The organism is Actinobaculum suis, from assembly GCF_900102025.1.
GTDB lineage: Bacteria > Actinomycetota > Actinomycetes > Actinomycetales > Actinomycetaceae > Actinobaculum > Actinobaculum suis.
Genome location: NZ_FNAU01000002.1, coordinates 60,875 through 75,012, shown reverse-complemented (window position 1 = coordinate 75,012; position 14,138 = coordinate 60,875). Strand labels below are relative to the sequence as shown.

General features: G+C 59.5%; 7 protein-coding genes. 4 read left to right on the top strand and 3 right to left on the bottom strand.

What is annotated here, in order from left to right:
- Positions 1-431: 431 nt before the first annotated feature.
- The 3 genes from BLT47_RS01450 to BLT47_RS01440 all read right to left on the bottom strand — a co-directional run bounded on the left by BLT47_RS01450 (position 432) and on the right by BLT47_RS01440 (position 6,395).
- The gene (locus tag BLT47_RS01450; protein WP_074660951.1) at positions 432-2,663 is read right to left on the bottom strand and encodes a protein kinase family protein; all 2,232 of its coding nucleotides are present in this window, start codon (positions 2,661-2,663) and stop codon (positions 432-434) included.
- A 150-nt stretch (positions 2,664-2,813) separates the two neighbouring features.
- Positions 2,814-5,807, bottom strand: coding sequence for a DUF6049 family protein (locus BLT47_RS01445; RefSeq protein WP_074660949.1), 2,994 nt, complete (start codon positions 5,805-5,807; stop codon positions 2,814-2,816).
- Between the two features lie 48 nt (positions 5,808-5,855).
- Positions 5,856-6,395, bottom strand: coding sequence for an NUDIX hydrolase (locus tag BLT47_RS01440; RefSeq protein ID WP_082160153.1), 540 nt, complete (start codon positions 6,393-6,395; stop codon positions 5,856-5,858).
- A gap of 375 nt (positions 6,396-6,770) precedes the next feature.
- Here BLT47_RS01440 and BLT47_RS01435 point away from each other — a divergent pair, with 375 nt between their 5' ends.
- From BLT47_RS01435 to BLT47_RS01420, 4 genes are all read left to right on the top strand, one after another.
- Entirely contained in the window at positions 6,771-8,543 is a 1,773-nt protein-coding gene (locus tag BLT47_RS01435; protein WP_083329984.1) for a tRNA nucleotidyltransferase/poly(A) polymerase-related protein, read from the top strand.
- A complete protein-coding gene (locus tag BLT47_RS01430; protein ID WP_074660947.1) occupies positions 8,540-9,895 on the top strand; it encodes an MFS transporter in 1,356 nt (451 codons plus the stop codon). The genes BLT47_RS01435 and BLT47_RS01430 overlap by 4 nt, the downstream gene beginning before the upstream one ends.
- A gap of 261 nt (positions 9,896-10,156) precedes the next feature.
- Positions 10,157-11,728: an AI-2E family transporter gene (locus BLT47_RS01425; protein WP_256332493.1), complete on the top strand. Its 1,572-nt coding sequence runs from the start codon at positions 10,157-10,159 to the stop codon at positions 11,726-11,728.
- Positions 11,729-11,740: 12 nt separating this feature from the next.
- A complete protein-coding gene (locus BLT47_RS01420; RefSeq protein ID WP_083329983.1) occupies positions 11,741-14,071 on the top strand; it encodes a transglycosylase domain-containing protein in 2,331 nt (776 codons plus the stop codon).
- Positions 14,072-14,138 lie beyond the last annotated feature (67 nt).

Below are 14,138 nucleotides of genomic sequence, written 5' to 3'. Positions count from 1 at the left end.
CCTTTGCTTCTATGCCGGTAAACGACGCCGCACGTCTTCTTATTCCGCACGCGGTGCCTACGCCTACCGCACGCGGTGCCTATGCCTACCGCACACGGTGCCTATGCCTTGCCTTTCTGTGATGCCGTTTAGGTTTTCCGCGCAGCGTGCCCGCGGCTATAACGCATGGTAACTTGAGCGCATCTGCCGGGTATCCGATTCGCGCCGAAGGAGCAGGCAGAGGTGCCGACAATGGGGTAGGCCGGGGTGCCGACGATGATACAGACAGAGGTACCACAATGAGGTAGGCCGGGGTGCCGACAATGGTACAGACAGAGGCACAAACAATCGTGCAGAAGGTTTGCTCGATGGTTTCGCGTGCACTTGCCCTGCACAAAACGACATTTGCAGTTACTGAACGACCATCACGTTAGCAGTCGATCAGTGCATTATTAGTCGATCGTTACGTCTACCAGGTCGATACGGAATTTCCCTTCGGGATTTGTCGGTAATTTCGTGAACCAAATCATCACGGTATCGGTTTCTACCGGTTCCGCAGCGGTTAGCACCGTGCTGCCGCTCATCGGGGTTTCGGCTACGAGTGTGCCGCCGGCCGGATCGGCCGCCGTCGTATTTCGCCACTGTACGGAGCCGCCGTTACCTTGCACGTTGAGATGCACGTTATGTACTTGTGTGGGCTCTGCCAACTTAACCTCGATGCCGATCCCTTCCTTGAGCCCGCCAAAAACAGGGTTCCGCAAATACTCGTAAGTGGACCAGAGCGTGTTCGGATCGCCGTCGAAAGCACGCGGCAAATGGTCCGGGAAATCCTGCCCGGGCTCGTTACTCGGGTCCGGATTGACCAGCGTGTAGGAAGCAATTTGCGGCGGCGCCGCAGGAGTGGGGGAAGGCGTGGGTGTTGGCGATGGGGACGCCTGCTGTGCACTTCCGTCTCCTGCGGGTGCTGTTTGCGCTGGTGGTGCGGAAATAGTCGGAGCAATAGTTTCGACGGCGCCGGGCGGGCTCGTTAGCTTACTTACAGCAAACCAAGCAGCGAAGGCCAAAACCAAGATAGCGCCACCTACGATCAGCGTGGAGGAATTGAAAATCTGGGAAGCCCAGCTCACCTTACCGGCGCCGTCGCGATCAATAACGCGAGGCCGGGAAGAATCAGCAGTTCCGCCGCGGCCAGCGCGGCCCCCGCGTGCACCGGTACCGCGCGAATCGCTACCCCGGCCAGTTCCTTGCGACCCGCTACCCGCTTGGCTCGAACCGGCAGGACGAACCGAAGTTACGGGTGCAAAAATACGCTGTCCGGAAGCATCACCCTCGGGCACAGCACCAACGTGGGGAGTGCCGGGCGCGGCACTAGCCACACTCGTAACATTTGCACCAGCACCCATTACGCCAGCAGCAGCGCCACTCGCGCCCGTGGTACCGGCGCCAATACCACGATCTCCAATTCCGCCATCGCCCATGCCGGAAGGAGCATTCCAATGCGGCTTTAGGTTCGGATCCGCGGGCGCAATAATCCCCAGTTCTGGATCGGGCGTGCCACCGGCTACGACATCTGCAGCTTCGCCAGCCGCAGCTCCTGCGCCGGAAACTGTAGTCTCTGCGCCGGAAATCGTAGCCCCCGCGCCGGAAGCTGCGGTAGCCGCAGTGGTGCCATAACCAGCATCAACACCGCCAACAGTAGATTCAGCTGCCGCGGCACCTGGCGTATATTCGCCTGGCGCATATCCGCCGGCCGTATATTCTTCGGGTGCATATTCGTCGGACGGATATTCGTCGGGCGCCGAACCCCAAATTGAATAGACTTCGGTATCGCTTCCGCTCGTACCGGGAATGCCTTGCCCGGGTTGAGTTTGTGGGGTGGCAGTGGTGAGCGCTACGTCGCCCGGACGTAGTGAGCCCGGAAATACTATCGAGCCCGGAACGTACGGGCCGGGCACGGGCATAGCACCACGTTCCTGAGGTGGCAACAAAGCCGGATCAATCGGATCCCAGGGCGCGAGCAGGCGCAAAACCTCGCCGGGGGAGAGCAGACCGGCCGGTGAACCCGCCCGTTGCAAAACGTCCCGAACTTCCTTCGGAAGTGAAGCGTCTTCGGAAAGTACTTCAATCCCGCGTGGATCTACATCGTGGCCTTCAAGCAAGGTAGCCAAGAAATTTGCGAGCCCAAAAGCTTCGGCATTATCGGCATCCGCCAAGGAAAGCGTATCGGTGTTAATTCCCGCCAGGGCGGCGTCGATCCCTAAACCGTCAATATAAACTTCCCCGGAATCGCCTACCCGCACGCGGGAGGGCCGCAAACGCACATGCCGCATACCCTTTGCGGAAGTTTGCGAAAGCACAGCCGAAAGCTCGCCCACGATTGCTCGCGCCAATTCCGGCTCCAAACCTTGCCCTTCCGGGAAATGCGCCAGCGAAATCCCCAGCGGAAGTTCGGTAATTACGAAATTATAACCCACGGAAAGGGTGCGAATCACGTGGGCGTCTTCAATAAGCGCCGATCTGCGCGCCCCATCAATCCCCGCTGACGCGGTGGGCAGCGCGGGATCGATCAAAAGCACGCGCACGGCCGTCCCGAGAACCGTGTCGACGCCGTACCACTGTTCCGTTCCCGGAATGTCTAGTTGATCGGGATACAGCTCCGTGAGCCGATAGCGCTCAGCGAGCATTAATCCAACCGCACCTATTGTTTCCACTTCGTTTCTCCTTGTGGGTTGGGCCGCCAAAATTCCTGCTCTCAATCCTATAGATAACCGTGCCGAATTAGCGGAAGACGCGAGATCTTTGCCAATTTGTAACAATCCCGCCGCGGAAAATAGCTATTCGCGGCTTTGCCGGCTTTCCGAATCCGGATCCTTTCCGCTTTCCGCCACACTACCAGCAGTATTACTACAACCCGGCCCGGGCCAGCGCGCACCCGCCTCCGCCGTAGCGGCAGCCTCCGTGCCTTTCTCGCCGTGCTTGCCGGCATGTTTAGCGCGCGCTTTGCGCCGGCGTTGCCGATCTTGTTTCACGTTTTGCATATGTTCACCGGGTGCCACCGCTCGGGAACGGCGGCCACGATGCACGGACCGCACCAAACCAGTAATTAGCACCAGTCCGAAAATGATCGCTGCGATCGTGGTGCCCGCGGTTTCCCACCCGGCCCGCACGCGGACGCGAATCGTCTGCACGGCCGAAGTTACCTGCCCGGGTGGATCGGTCACCACCGCAGACAGCACAATATTTCCGGAGCCAGAGGCGCGGATCGGCACGCTCACCGTCGTCGTCGAAGCCGCGGGAATAGTGGCCGCAACCTCCTCTTTCGGGACGATGCGGTAATCGGGCGCGCTGAGCCGCACCACCACCCCAATCGGCATGGGCAGGTCATTGCGCACATGCACCGGCAACTCCGTAGTTTCAGAAATTACGTTAATGGTAGAGGAAGCTTGGATTGAAACCGCGTCCTGTAGCCAATTCGCGGTTTCCTCCAGCCCCGCAACCAAGTCCGCGCGTACGTCTGGCCGCGCGCGCAGGGAAGCTCCGGCGCTCAACATTGCCCGATCCCAAGAAGGGTTAGTGATCATGCTCGGAGTGGAAGTAATGCGCGCCACCGAATTAATGTCCTGCATCGATTCTGCGGCGCTGCGCAGCTCTCGCGGGTTCGCCTCCCCGGCGGCAATATTTTTCTCGGCCATATTCGCGGTGGTCCGTTCGGTTGCCGCATTTAGTTGTGCGGGCGACGACGCCGTAATCCACGGCGCGGTTAACAAAGCATCCGCATTTTTCCGCACGGTTTCGGCGTTTGCATAACCTGCTCCCGCATCCAACCAGGCCCTATCTACTGCCAGCAGTTGGCTACGTGAAGAATCAGGCTTTTCCAGGTAGCTTTGCGCGGAGAGCGCGAGCGTGACCTGGCGTGAATCCACCTCATCGAGCTCGCCTATCCCCGCCGGGGCATTATTTTCGGCGCCGCCTTCGCCACCTGCGCCGGCTTCGGCGCCGCCCTCGCCACTTTCGGCACCGCCGGCATCGTTTTCGGCACCTCCAGCAGCGGTTTTCTCGGTGCCGGGGGTGCCGTTTTCGGCGGCATCGCCCGCGGCGTCGTAGCTGTACAAGCGGCCGGCCAAAGCATGGGAGATTGCGTCGTCCACCATGAGGGCCGGCACGGTTTGGCCTTCTCCGGTCACCACCGAAATAGGAGCGCCGGGCATCGTCCGGCTCGTCGTCGTAATATCCCCGGAATGTACCAGTAGCGGCCCCAAACCGGCACTTGCTGCCGTGGCCACGCTCGCCGCATCAGCGCCGTAGTCCACCAAGCCCAGGGGAGTAGGCGGACCTGCCGGCGCGCTTGGGGTTTCTGTAGCGTTTTGAGTATCCGAAGCTGTCGGCGCCTCCGGACCGGTTGGCGTTTCCGCGGCTGGAGTTTCCGCCGTTCCAGCAGCCCTAGTTGTGCCCGCCGTACCAGCGCCCCCCTGCTCGGTGGCGAGGTTTATAGCGCGGGCCACGGCTTCCCCCAGCAGGTTCTGCCCGCTTGGCGAATGGGCGAAAGCCGCCACATCCGCATCACCAGCCGGAAGATAAACAAAGTCCAGCGAGCCCCGGCCCACCATATCCTGCAGGGCCTGCGTGAAACGCACGTCCGAACGTAATAGTGGATCTAAAGCCACGGTCACCCCGGGCCGGTCCAAGAAAGCTAGGGCCGAAAGATGCGCATCAGTGGCGAGCCGGCCCCTTTCGCCATTCGCAGCGCCGCGTGCCGCGTCCTTTCCAGCGCCCTCGGTGCCATTACTGCCCGCCTCTTGCCCGGGGCTCGTAGTTCCGTTCGTGCCAGGAGTCCCGTTCCCGTTGGAGTTTCCGTTCGCGCTAGGGCTCGCGTCCGTGCCGGGAGTCCCGTTCCCGCTGGAGTTTCCGTTCCCGCCTGAACCTTCATTCCCACCAGGAGCCCCCGCGTCATTGCGCGCGGCCGGGCCGGTTCCATTCTCGCTCGCTCCGGCGTCGTTATTAGCATCCGCGGGAGCGCCGGGCTGATTTTCGGTACCGTTAGCGCCCTCCGTGCCGGTGCCATTTGCGCCAGTTTCAGCGCTTTGCGTTTCAGGGCTTTGCGGCGCGGGAGTTTCCGTTTTCTCCCCCTTGGCGGGAGACTTTCCCCCATTACGCGAGTTAGCAATCACTTCCTGTTGCACGGTTTCGCTCACGGAAGGCAAATTAGCGACATTTTCCGGACGTACAGTTAGTGGCAAAACAATCCCCGCCGGCACTTTCTCCAGCTCGTGATCCGGCCCAATAATCAGCATGGAACGGTCCATTGCCGAGATTCCGCCGGCTTCCGCGGTCACCTGAATCCCGCGCGGCCCCCACTGCGCACCTTCGCCCCAACTCACGAATTTTCGGTCCAAACGCAAAGTGAAACTCGCCGTTTGCCCCGGCGCTAAATCCTGTTTAGGTTCCTCTTCCGCGAGCAAACCGAGCGAAGCCGGCGCTCCGCCCATAAAGTCCAAAATTGCTTCCCGCGTATCCGCAGTGCTCCGCTCCGCATAAAGCGACAAATGCTCCAACCGCAGCGGTTGCGCGGAAGTATTCTTCACCTCGGCGGTCACCGTAATATCCGCCTTTTGTGCCAAAATCGGTTCCCCAACGGAACTTATCCGCACCGCCAGCTCGGTGGCGTGCCCGGTATCCGGATTATCCAAGGGCAGGAACGACGCCGTCTTTGCCCCGCTAGTAGCGGAGGTTGCGGTGGCAACGGTAGAGGTAGCGGTGCGTGCGGCGGCAGCTTCCGGGGAAGCGAGGAGACTCAAACTTCCTTGGAAGGTGGCGGCAAGGATACACATGGTCGCGCCGAGTTTGCGTGTAAATCTACGCGTAATTCCCCGGCGCACCTAATCATCACCAGCTAAGATCGAGCGGGCGGAAGCAACGATCCGCCGCTCATTGGGATAGGCGAGGCGAGAAGAGACGCGGTCTAGCCGCACCCACTCCACTTTTTCAGCCTCGTGATCGGGATCGTTTTCCACCGTGAGATAACCGGAAATAGCTTCCAAAAGAAAATGGTGTACAACCTTGTGAACTCGATGGCTGGTACCAGAAAACCAGTAGTCGATGGTGGCGAGGTGGAGGAGAACCCGGCCGGTAATACCGGTTTCTTCCGCAATTTCTCGCACGGCAGCTTCTTCGGGGGTTTCGTCGCCTTCCAAATGACCCTTCGGTAAACACCATTCGAGCCGGCCGCCGCGGTTGCGCCGCGCAATTACCGCGGTATAAGCGCGCCCCTCATGGACGGCAATGACGACCCCACCCGCGGATGTTTCATTCACCACGGGCTGAGTGTGCCGGCGTGCCCCGGCTTGGTGAGCCGCAGCCGCGCGCCGCCACGAACGACGCCCGCCAAACTCTGACGGGAGCGGAGCAGATGCAAACATAACTTTCACTTGATCAACAGGCCTAGGCGCCCGGCGTAGAACATGTTTGCCGCCCGGTTCGGCCGAGCCGCGCCACCGCCCCTGCGCAAGGTGCCCCTTCAACTGGTTTCATTCTCCCAGACTTCCCGCAAAAATGGCAGACGTGACCAGCGTTCCGGCGCGGTTCCAGTTTCCCGGCGGGTTCGGCGTGGTTATCTTGCAGCTTCCCTGTAGTTCTCCCACCGTTTCACCGCGGGCAAAGTCCCGTTAGTTTCCGCAGCGTTTCACCGCTGGCAAACCCTCGTTTCACATGAGTTTTCTCGCGGAGTGCGGCGCGCGGCTAAGGGAATGTGGCAGTCTTAGGAGGTGGCACTGAGCAGCGGTCAAGATAAAGAAATGGGACAGAAAAGGGGAGCGGGAGCCCTGCGTACTCCCGCGGCACGGGTTGCAAACGGCGCGACCTCTAAGGGAACGCCGCCGGCGCAAGCAACAACGCCGCCCGCAAATAGTCTTGCGAATGAGCGGGCGCGGTTGCTGGTAAATGCGCAGCATCGCCTGGCTTCGTTACCCGCGGCAATTACTGAACTGGGGCATATTTTCACACAAGCCGGCCATGAGTTAGCGCTCGTGGGCGGCCCGGTGCGTGACGCCTTTTTAGGCCTGCCCATCCACGATTTTGATCTCACCACCTCGGCGCGCCCACAAGAGACCGAAAAACTGCTTTCTACCTGGGGTAACACTTGGGATATTGGGCGCGAATTTGGGACCATCGGCGCCCGGCGCGGCGATATCACCGTGGAAGTCACCACCTATCGCAATGATCACTACGATATTGGTTCGCGCAAACCCGCCGTCGATTTCGGAGACACCCTGGAAGGGGATCTAACCCGCCGAGACTTCACCGTCAATGCCATGGCGGTGCGTTTGCCCGAACTCACCCTCGTAGATCCGTGCGGTGGCTTGGATGCTTTACTGCGCGGCGAACTGGATACCCCGGTTTCCGCGGCACAATCTTTCGACGACGATCCCCTGCGGATCATGCGCGCCGCCCGGTTTGCGGCGCAGCTTTCCCTTGACGTTTCCGAAGACGTAATGCGAGCCATGCGGGACTATGCTCCGCGGCTGGAAATCGTTTCCGCAGAACGCATCCGCGCAGAACTCGAACGGCTCATCATCGCCGAACATCCCCGCCGCGGCATTGAACTCCTGGTCTATACCGGCGTAGCCGATGTGGTGCTCCCCGAAATTTCCAATCTGCGCGGCGCCCACGATGAACACGGCCGTCACAAAGATGTTTACGAACACTCCCTGCAGGTCCTCGATAATGCGATTGCCTTAGAAGACGCCGCCGCGCCGCCGCAGTCCGCTGGTTCCAAGCTCGCTACTTCCGAGCCTGCTGCTTCCAAACCCACTACCTCTGAACCCGCCGCATCCGCGGCTTCCGGGAGTACTGCCGAAACGAATGCCGCTGCTCCCGCATCTGCCGGGGCTGAATCTTCCACTTCCGCATCTGCCGGTACAGAGAGGCCGATTTCGGAGTTGAGCCAGGCGGAGATCCGGGCAGAAATTGGCACCGTGGCCCGCCCAGATTTTGTTTTGCGCTTCGCCGCGCTCATGCACGATGTGGGCAAACCGGCCACGCGTAAATTCGAAGCGGACGGCACCGTCACCTTCCGGTTCCACGACGTCGTCGGCGCCCGCATGACCACGCGCCGCATGAAACAGCTCCGCTTCGACAAACAAACCATCAAAGACGTTTCCCGCCTCGTAGAACTGCACTTGCGTGCCTACGGGTTTGCGGAGGCCGATTGGACCGACAGTGCGGTGCGGCGTTTCGTGCGCGACGCCGGCCCGCTACTTTCCCGCCTCCTGCGGCTCATCCGCGCCGATATTACTTCGCAAAATAAGCGGCGCGTGCGCAAGCTACATGCTGCCAATAATGAGCTGGAACGCCGCATTGTAGAACTACGCCGGCGCGAAGAGCTCGACGCCGTGCGTCCGGATCTAGACGGTAACGAGATCATGGAAATCCTTGGCATCGCCCCGGGCCGCCAAGTGGGCAAGGCCTACCAATACCTGCTGGGGTTGCGCCTGGATGAAGGTGCTCTCGGCAAGGAAGAAGCGGAACGCCGTTTGCGCGCCTGGTGGGAAGAACAGGAACAAGCATGAAACTAATCTCGGATCTGAAATCCCTGGCCACCTCACCGGGGTTTCTGAAACTGCTCTCCGTGCGCCTCGTTTCGCAATGCGGCGACGGCATGTTCCAAGTGGGGCTCGCTTCCCTTTTCTTCTTCAACCCGGCTCGCGCCTCCGACGTCGGCACCGTGGCCCTTTCCCTAGTGGTCATGTTGCTCCCATTTTCCCTAATCGGCCCGTTCACCGGCCCGTTCATTGACCGCTGGCCGCGCCGGCAAATCCTGCTCTGGGGTAACATCTTGCGCGCCGGCCTAACCGCGGCGATCCTCGGCGTCCTCTTCGCGCAGATCGACTGGCTGGTTTATTTGCTCGCGCTCATCACGCTTGGGATCAACCGCATCCTGCTTTCCACTCTTTCCGCAGGTTTGCCCAAAGTGGTGGAATCCAAAGAACGTTTATTGGTAGCCAATTCGATAGTGCCCACTTTAGGGGGAGCTTCGACGGCGATAGGTGCCGTCCTCGGTTTCCTTTTGCGCCTCTTTTTGCCCACGGAAACCGGCCAGCAAATTGGTGCGCTCATCGCCGCTATTGCCCTGTATTGCGGCGGGGCCGCGGTGGCTTCGCGACTGGGCCGCCAAGAACTCGGGCCAGATAAACCGGTGCGGGAAAAGTTTGGGAAAGCCCTGGTTTCCGCGGCCCGCGAGCTGGGCGAAGGCGTGCGCTACCTGATGAAACGCGGTACGCCCGCGGCCGCTTTGACCACGATGTCCCTGCACCGTTTTGTTTATGGCATGCAGCTCATCACGATTATTTTGGCGGGCCGGAACCTGTATGCAGACCCGGCCGACGCTACGGCGGGGATCGCCAGTTTTGGGGCCCTCATGGGGGCAATGGTGGCTGGCCACGGCCTTTCTATTGTGCTCACGCCGCTCGCTCATGAACGCATGCGTCCCGCCACTTGGATCGTGTGCTGCTTGCTGGGCGGTACCGCCGGGCAAATCCTGATTGCCGCGAGTAGTGAATACGTAATCGTACTGGCCGGGATTTTCATTTTTGGCGTAGGGGTACAGGGCGCGAAAATCGCCGTCGATACTATTGTGCAAGCCGATACGCATGACCGTTTCCGCGGCCGCGCTTTTTCGATTTACGACGTTCTGTTCAACCTGGCCGAATGTGTGGCCGCTGGCGTTTGTGTGCTCGTACTCCCCGATATTGGGTGGTCACGGCCGGTACAGATCAGCCTCATCGTGTTCGTGTGGGCAGTAGCCGCGCTATACAGTTTCGAAACGCGCCGCCTGGGCGGCCAGCCCCGGCCGGTACTACCCGAAGAAGCCACAAGCGAAAGCACAGATCCAGCGCCCACCCGCGCGGTGGCCAGCCAGTAAAATAGCGGCCGGCTATTAAAAGAAATAGGTAGCCGGCTAAATAGAAATAGGCAGTCGGCCACTAAAGCCGCGGCTTGGCACTAAAGTGGCCGGCCTCCCAATAAAGTGGTGTACTCCTCGAGTTCGCCCTGCGGCGTCGTTATGTATTTCCACAGCTAGCACCTTTATGCTGGTGCCGAAGCTCCGCGTCTGAGGGGCGGAACGGGCCGAAAATGATATTTCGGTGCCGGCGCCGCAGGCCAGACCGGGTGAGAATAGCCGGTGCAACTGGAAACTATGCCGGTGGCCGCCATGCAAGTGGCCACCAACTGTAGACCGAGGACCTTTACCCAAGGCATAACAAAAGAACGGAAACACAATATGGTGCGTATGGGGCCGGGAGACCTCCCTCGCGATAAGGAACTGAAAATCAAGGCAGCCACCCAAGAGCAAGGGCGAGAAGCAGGAACCACGGAAACGGCAACCGGCCAAGGAACTGCGGCACAACCGGCGCAACCTACGCAACCGGCGCAACCAGCTGGGAACACACAAACCACCAGGGCGGAGAAAAATACCCCCGCGGGAATTCGCGCCGCCACGAACAACCCCTCCACAACTAGCTCCGCTACGGTAACCGCTGGTTTTGCGCCGGCTGGGGAAGCCCCGATCGGGCTCAAAATTTTGTTGGTCGTTGCCTTGATAACCGTGGGATGTGCGGGCCTGTATATGATTCAGGATTTCTTCGCCCCGCTGTTCTTCGCCCTTACTTTGGTGCTGACCGTGCGCCCGATCCACCGCTGGCTAATGGCACACCGGGTGCCGGGATTCCTTTCCGCCACGGTAACTATTTTGGTACTCATCGTGTTCTTGGGGGCCGTGGTGGGCCTGGTGGCGTGGTCGCTGGCCGGGCTGCCGGATACAATCATGCGGTATTCGGATAAATTCACCCAGCTTTTCCACGATGTTATGAACTTTGCGGAACAGCGGGGCTTTTCCACGGAAGAAATAACTCAGCAGCTTTCCAAGCAGTTCGATGTAGGCACGATTATTTCCTGGATCCAGCGGGCAGCCGGTTCCATAATGTCAACCGGTGCTCTTATTGGGGTGCTGGCCCTATGCGTGCTGTTCTTAACGATCGACACGATCCAGCTGCAATCGCGCAGCCGAATTCTTGAGAGTCACGATTCTGATTTCTACCGCGCGATCGCTTCCTTCGAAGGCCGCGTGCGCCAGTACTGGTTGGTAGCCACCGCCTTCGGTCTGGGAGTTTCGGTAATTAACTACTTCGTGCTCCTGGTGCTAGACGTGCCGATGCCGCTGGCCTGGGCACTGTGGACCTTTATCACCAACTACATCCCGAATATCGGTTTCATCATCGGTGTGATACCGCCAGCGCTGATGGGCCTGGTAGATAGCGGCTTGGCTACCGCTATTTGGGTGATCGTGATCTTCACTTTGATCAACGTGGTGATTCAAGGAATCATTCAGCCTAAATTCACCGGGGAAGCGGTGGGACTTTCCCCCACGGTCACCTTCATTTCCTTGCTCTTCTGGACGGTAGTGGTAGGCCCGCTCGGTTCTATTTTGGCTGTTCCGCTCACGCTCTTCTTCAAGGCACTTTTGGTGGATTCTTCCCCCAAGAGTCGCTGGCTTGATTCCTTCCTCATCCCCGAAAAGGAAGCAAAAATGAAGGAAGAACGCGGCATATATGAACCGGAAAGTGAGGCGGAAGTATTTATACCTTTCCAGCCTTTACAAGAATCCCGGTCTAGACTCTCTTCCAGACTATCCGTGAACTCGAGTCGTTCCGCGAGCCGCCTCTCGCGAGCGAAACGGCGAGCCAGCAGGAAGTAGATACCTACACACATGGCAAAAAAGCAGCATTACAGGAAACAACAAGTCAAGCAAGCAGGTGGCGGTTCCCGTAGAGGGCGCCAATCTGGCCGCAAAGGCTTTCGGTGGAATTACCCGCGCCGCGGGCTCGGGCCGATCCGCCGGTGGCTCCCTTCGTGGCGCTTTCTACTCGGTTGCCTGCTGATCGGCGTCGTCGCGATTATCGTGGCTTTTGTAACCCTGTATATGCTGTTAGACATTCCGAAACCGGAACAGATCGCCGCCGCCCAAAGAACCACCGTCTACTACGAAGACGGTGAAGAAGAAATGGGGGCTATTTACGATTACGATCGCACCGCGGTTTCCCTCGATACCCTCCCGGATTATGTGGGTAATGCGGTAGTCGCTTCCGAAGACCGTACTTTCTACACGAATAACGGGATTGATCTGGGCGGGATCGCGCGTGCCGCGATTAATAACCTGCGCGGCGGGGCACGGCAAGGCGGTTCCACTTTGACCCAGCAGTATGTGGAAAACTACTACCTGGGCCAAACCACGGATTATCTGGGCAAGCTGCGGGAGGCCGTGCTCGCCGTCAAAGTGGATAATCACCTCACCAAACAAGAAATCCTCGAAAACTACCTGAATACGATTTACTTCGGGCGGGGCGCCTACGGTATTCAAGCCGCCGCGGAAAGATATTTCGGGGTGAAAGCGGCTGATCTGACTTTGGACCAGGCCGCCCTGCTTACCGCGATCATTCCGGCGCCTTCCGCCTGGGATCCAGCTATCAATCCGGACCAAGCAGAAGTTCGTTTTGACCGCGTAATTCGCCGCATGGTTGATGATAAGTACATTACGGAGGCGCAGGCGGCGGCCGCGAAAATGCCGGAAACCATTGCGCCGAAAACCGCGAGTGATTTTTCGGGACCTTCCGGTTACCTCCTCGATCAGGCCCAGAAAGAGCTGATTGCTACCGGGAAATTCACCGATGAAGAGCTACGCCAAGGTGGTTTCCACATCATCACCACGATCGACGCCAAAAAACAGCAGGCCGCGATAGATACCGTCAACAACCTGCCGGATGACCGGCCGGAAAATAACTACGTGGGGATCCTTTCCGCCGATCCGCGCAATGGCGAAATCTACGCCATGTACGGGGGTGCGGATTATCAGAAACGGCAACGTAATGCGGTAACGCAGGATCGCGCGCAGGCCGGGTCTACTTTCAAGCCCTTCACTTTGCTCGCAGCTTTGGAACAGGATTATTCGCCGCAAAATACGTATTTCGATTCCCGTACACCCCTGGAGATCGGCAATATCAAGGTCCAGAATTACGACGGCGTCTCTCGCGGCCGGGTCAATATGCTCACGGGTACTCAGCACTCCATCAATACCTATTTTGTGCAGCTCAACCAGAAAATCGGGCCGGCAAATACGGCCCGGGCAGCGGTGCAAGCAGGCCTGCCCGAAAACACTCCGGGTTTGGATGACTCGTTGACGAATGTGCTCGGTTCGGCTTCGCCGCGGTCGATTGATATGACGCAGGCCTATGCCACCTGGGCTAACCGCGGCATGTACGTGCCCTTGCATATCGTGCGGGAAGTACGCGATTCGCACGGCAAGGTCGTATACACCACCCCCACCAAGGGGGAGCGGAAGATCGACGAGAATATTGCCGACAATATGAACTGGATCTTGCAAGCTACCGCGCGGCCGGGTGGTACCGCGGAAAAGGTGGCGAAACTGGGCCGCCCGGTAGCCGGGAAAACCGGTACTTCTTCCGGCCCGTGGTCTGCCTGGTACATCGGCTATACCCCGCAGATGATTACCACGATCAACATGTATCAAATCGGCCCCAATGGGGAAGAAGAAGTGCTCACTCCCTTCGGTAAATACTGGTGGGGTATTGGTGGTAATAACTTCCCGGTGGACATGTGGATGGACTACATGACGAAGGCCACCGACGGCATGGAAGTAATGGACTTTGCCAAGCCGGGGCCGATTGCGGGCCGCACGCCGGATACTGACCGCATTGAGGAAGAGCAACCGCAGATAATCGAAGCTCCGAGCGCGCAGCCAGAAGAAAGCCCGGAGCCGGAAGTTCCCCAGGCTCCCGAACCGGAGCGGCCGGCCGCGCCGGGTGCCGATGATGGCAAGCATGAGGCTCCAGAACGGCCCGGGCAGCCGCCGGTTCCGGCCGAACCGCAACAGCCGGCCCGGCCTGAACCGCAACGGCCGCAGCAACCGGAACAGCCGGAATGGCCCCGACCCTCCGCACCAGCAGATCCGCCTGCCCCGGCCAACCCGGAACCGGGCTATCCGGTTCCAGGTAATCCGCCTGGCAATAACAGTGCCCACTAGCGAGCCGGGAGGACTCCACGCGGAGCGGCTAGCTTTCGTGAAAATCACGTAGCGATACCTTCCTCGA

Coding starts and splice junctions, on each gene's coding strand:
- BLT47_RS01450 (WP_074660951.1), bottom strand. CDS start 2,663: ATGCTCGCTGAGCGCTATCGGCTCACGGAGCTGTATCCCGATCAACTA.
- BLT47_RS01445 (WP_074660949.1), bottom strand. CDS start 5,807: ATGTGTATCCTTGCCGCCACCTTCCAAGGAAGTTTGAGTCTCCTCGCT.
- BLT47_RS01440 (WP_082160153.1), bottom strand. CDS start 6,395: ATGTTTGCATCTGCTCCGCTCCCGTCAGAGTTTGGCGGGCGTCGTTCG.
- BLT47_RS01435 (WP_083329984.1), top strand. CDS start 6,771: ATGGGACAGAAAAGGGGAGCGGGAGCCCTGCGTACTCCCGCGGCACGG.
- BLT47_RS01430 (WP_074660947.1), top strand. CDS start 8,540: ATGAAACTAATCTCGGATCTGAAATCCCTGGCCACCTCACCGGGGTTT.
- BLT47_RS01420 (WP_083329983.1), top strand. CDS start 11,741: ATGGCAAAAAAGCAGCATTACAGGAAACAACAAGTCAAGCAAGCAGGT.